This window comes from Okeania sp. SIO2B9 (genome assembly GCF_010672505.1).
In the GTDB taxonomy this organism is placed as follows: Bacteria; Cyanobacteriota; Cyanobacteriia; order Cyanobacteriales; family Microcoleaceae; genus Okeania; species Okeania hirsuta.
On sequence record NZ_JAAHGK010000683.1, the window covers coordinates 1 to 4,125 of the forward strand.

Genomic DNA, 4,125 nt, shown 5'->3' on the forward strand with positions numbered 1-4,125 from the left:
CTTATATCATGTCCGGTTAAACAGTGATAAATAAATAACTACGGAGTCCTCAGGAGTCAGTCCTCAGGAGTCAGGAGGAAAGAGGTAATAAAGAAGAACAACAGGAGAAGAAGGAGAAAGTTTTTTTATAACTAATTATCCGGACATGATATTATTTGTAGGACAAGAACCTGCTTCGACATTATGAATTTTCCTGATGGTTATAACTCTATTATTGGCGAGCAAGGAGTGAAACTATCAGGAGGACAAAGACAAAGAATAGCGATCGCCCGAGTTTTGCTAAAAAATCCAAATTGTCATTTTAGATGAAGCAACTTCAGCTTTAGATTCTGAGTCAGAAAAATTAATTCAAGAGTCTGTAAAGAATCTTTTTCAAGGACGTACTAGCTTGGTTATTGCTCATCGACTTTCAACTATTTGTGATGTAGATTTAATTGGCAAACTTACTTTTAAACTACCGTATGTAGGAGCAAATGGCCATTCGTCCTGACTACTAGAAACAACCGTGCGTATTTGTAGCAAACATTTATCAAATTGGTATAAGAGGATAAAGTGAAAGATAAAAAAATTGAAAATACAAGAGAAATATTATCAGAAACAGAGCAAGATTTTATTAAAAAATCTCAATATATAAAGCCTAAAGTTAGCAAAAATAATAACTTCCGCTCTGTATCAAATATGTTGAGTAAAAAATTTCAATCTCCCTTACAAGCACCAAAAGTTGACAATCCAAACAAACAGGAAAAAATAGATAATATCTCTCAAGGTAGTAGCGGAAAAAACAACAGAAAAAGCACAAAGTTGGTTGTAGAAAAAATTGCCAGAACAGTTAATATAAAAAATATCAAAGAAATTTTAGGTCGTCGTAAATTTTGGTTAGGATTAGGTGGTGTCGGAATAGGTAGTATGATCATTTATGGTGGAATAACTTGGCTGAAATTAAAGCAAAGTTTACCAGATATTGCCGATATTTCTTCCTATAGTAGAGACGGCACTTTAACAATAAAAGCCGCCGATGGTAAAATTATCCAACAAACAGGACCTGCTACCAGAGAAAAAATTAAATTAGAAGATATTCCTGCTCCCTTAGTTCAAGCTTTTATTGCTATTGAAGATAGACGCTTTTATCAACATACAGGAGTTGATTATCAGGGAGTTATTCGAGCACTTGTTTCCAACTTAATTGCCAGAGATGTTGTGCAGGGAGGTAGTAGTATCACACAACAGTTAGCACGGATGGTTTTCCTAGATATGGAACAAACTATCTGGCGTAAACTCCGAGAAGCAATGCTAGCTTGGAAAATGGAGCGGGAGTTATCCAAAGAAGAAATTCTAGAATTATATCTGAATATAGTCTATCTCGGTTCTGGTGCTTATGGAGTGACTGATGCTGCCTGGGTCTACTTTAGTAAACCAGTTTCGGGACTAAGTTTAGCAGAAATGGCAACTTTAGCAGGTTTGCCACCAGCACCCAGTGAATATTCACCCTTAGTAAGTCCAGAAGCAGCTAAAAATCGTCGAAATATCGTGTTGGGGGTAATGCAAGAAGCAGGTTTGATTTCTCAACAGAGAGCTGAGATAGCGATCGCTAAACCAATAGAAGTACAACCCAGTGCGCCAAAACGTTTGATAGTTGAAGCTCCCTATTTTGCTAACTATATTCAGAAGGAGTTACCGAAATATGTTTCTCAAGAAGTCATAGAAGCAGGTGGTTTGACAATAGAAACTACATTGGATCGCAATTGGCAAGAAATAGGGGAACAGGTAATTCAAGATGCTGTTGATATTGATGGTGCTCGCCAAAGATTCGATCAAGCAGCATTAGTCGCCATTGAGACTACCACCGGGGAAGTTAAGGCGTTGGTAGGAGGTCGAGATTTTGCCGAGAGCGAATTTAACCGCGCTATTCAAGCACAACGTCAACCAGGTTCGACTTTTAAAAGTTTTGTTTATGCTGCTGCAGTTGCTGCTGGTTTTCCTCCCACTGATGGTTATCGAGATGTACCCTTTACAGTGGATGGTTATAAGCCAAAAAATTATGGTAAAAAGTATGGTGGATGGCGATCGATGATTGATTCTTTGGCTTATTCTGTGAATGTGGTAGCGGTACAGGTATTGATGGATGTGGGATTTGAACCTGTGATGAAGTTAGCTGAGGATATGGGAATTAAATCTGAGGTCAAGGCTACATATTCTATGGCGTTGGGTACTTGGGAAGTAAATTTATTAGAGTTAACAAATGCTTATGCTACTTTGGCGGCAGAGGGTAAGTTTATTGGTGCTCACGGAATTAAAAGAATAATTAATCAAAATGGTCAAGTTGTTTATGAAGCTTATGCTCAACCAAAGCAGGTTTTAGACCGCGGCAGTGCTGCAATAGTTACCTGGATGTTAGAAAATGTAGTTAAATATGGTAGTGGTACGAATGCTTATTTGTACGACCGACCTGTAGCAGGCAAAACGGGTACAACTGAGGATGCACGAGACTTATGGTTTATTGGTTATATTCCCCAAGTGGCAACTGGAATATGGTTAGGGAATGATGATAATAAACCAACCTGGGGTGTCAGTAGTACAGCAGCTTTTAATTGGCGACAGTTTATGAAACAGGTAGTTGAGGATATACCTGTTAAAGATTTTCCTGACAGACCCAGTTTTTACGACCGCGAACCTACTATTGAAGCTAGACCTGTGGAGCCAAAATGGATGAGGTACGGGAAGATTGGGCCTGATGGTAGGGATGTGAATGAGAAGAATGATTACGATAGAAATTATTAGATATCTTCAATAAAAGCGTAAGAGTTTTTTCTTCTGTAGTAGCGATCGTGAAGCGTTGCGTCAACAATATCGCCTTTCCGCAACTCTGTCGTTCAAAATTTCCCAAGCTTATCAATTGCCCTGACTTTATTTTTAAGTCTTCAGGATTACTGAGGGTTAAGTTTATTTTCAAACTCCTGGGAATGTCTCTACTTTATTTACAAAAATTAACTATATAAAGATTCAGTAAAGATTCTGATTTGCTATTGCTTTATGGGGGTGATTAGTACTACTTATTATTGTAAGTAAACAAAAGTTAGGGGTCACCCCATTTTTTAGGAAACAATGAGAATATCTAGATTAAAATTAAACCAATTAATAAAGATAAAAAGCTAGGAAAAATCTCCTAAAAACAACCAATAAAATACAACAATACCCCTTCATAAATTGGAGGGGTTTATTCTATTAGTTATCCCTAAATAATTAACCTTCATAACTATTAATTACTCCGTTCCGTATCGATTTTAGACTTCTAATTTATCTAACATGGCCACATAAAATATCAACCTTTCCCCCTCTACCAATATCGCCCATAAATAATTATTTAAAACGGGAAAACTGAGATTATTAATATCAGAAGCATTCTCTAAATTCCCAAATACATATACTTCATATCTTCATCACAATAAAAATTATCTTTCTTCACCTTGATTATTAAAATCAACTCTTTCATAAAGGTCGCTAAATGTTATTTCAAAATCTAGAGCAGTTAACTTTAAACTTGACCCTTCAGATTCATAATATGTAACTTCCCATTTATCCTCAGAAGTTTTAACATACTGTTCGATATAAAACTGATATTGGTCAATCAAAATATACTCTTTAAACTCAGGAATTGACCGATAAAATTTAAACTTATCCCCTCGGTCATAATTTGCTGTTGATTTTGATAATACTTCAACAACTATGAAAGGGTTAGTAACTGTATCTGTACGACTTTGATGATAGATTGGTTGATCTTCAATTATCATAATATCGGGGTAAGTATATAAATTATAATCGGGTATCCATAAACGAACATCACCGATAAATACACGATAATTTTTGCCTTTTAAAGCAAACTTTAAGTAAGCACAAAAATTACTGGCAATTTCGTTATGATTAGTAGTTCCACCTGTCATTGATATTATTTCTCCATCTAGATATTCATGTTTATCTTCAGCATTTTCTTCTAATAATAGATATTCTTCTGGAGTATATACTTTCTTGCGTGTCTGAATTTGCATATTTTTTTCAAGAGTATTGTTATTTGGCATTGGTGAATTAGTGTATGATATTAATCTTAATTATTTAGGAGTCAACCCACCC

General features: G+C 35.8%; 3 protein-coding genes and 1 pseudogene. 2 read left to right on the plus strand and 2 right to left on the minus strand.

The window, feature by feature from the left end; all coding sequences use genetic code 11:
• Positions 1-180 precede the first annotated feature (180 nt).
• Positions 181-436 (plus strand): annotated as a pseudogene (locus tag F6K13_RS21560) (ATP-binding cassette domain-containing protein); the annotation flags it as partial.
• Here F6K13_RS21560 and F6K13_RS21565 read toward each other — a convergent pair.
• Positions 400-522, minus strand: a complete 123-nt coding sequence (locus F6K13_RS21565; protein WP_287288333.1) for a hypothetical protein — start codon at positions 520-522, stop codon at positions 400-402. The pseudogene F6K13_RS21560 and the gene F6K13_RS21565 sit on opposite strands and share 37 nt — an antisense overlap.
• A gap of 384 nt (positions 523-906) precedes the next feature.
• Here F6K13_RS21565 and F6K13_RS21570 point away from each other — a divergent pair, with 384 nt between their 5' ends.
• A complete protein-coding gene (locus F6K13_RS21570) occupies positions 907-2,778 on the plus strand; it encodes a transglycosylase domain-containing protein (RefSeq protein ID WP_240039135.1) in 1,872 nt (623 codons plus the stop codon).
• A gap of 671 nt (positions 2,779-3,449) precedes the next feature.
• Here F6K13_RS21570 and F6K13_RS21575 read toward each other — a convergent pair.
• Positions 3,450-4,073 carry a Uma2 family endonuclease gene (locus tag F6K13_RS21575; RefSeq protein WP_338043240.1) on the minus strand — a complete coding sequence of 208 codons (624 nt, stop codon included), beginning with the start codon at positions 4,071-4,073 and terminating at the stop codon, positions 3,450-3,452.
• Between the last annotated feature and the right edge of the window lie 52 nt (positions 4,074-4,125).

Excerpts from the sequence above, each read along its gene's own strand:
- F6K13_RS21570 (WP_240039135.1), top strand. The coding sequence starts at position 907 with ATGATCATTTATGGTGGAATAACTTGGCTGAAATTAAAGCAAAGTTTA.
- F6K13_RS21575 (WP_338043240.1), bottom strand. The coding sequence starts at position 4,073 with ATGCCAAATAACAATACTCTTGAAAAAAATATGCAAATTCAGACACGC.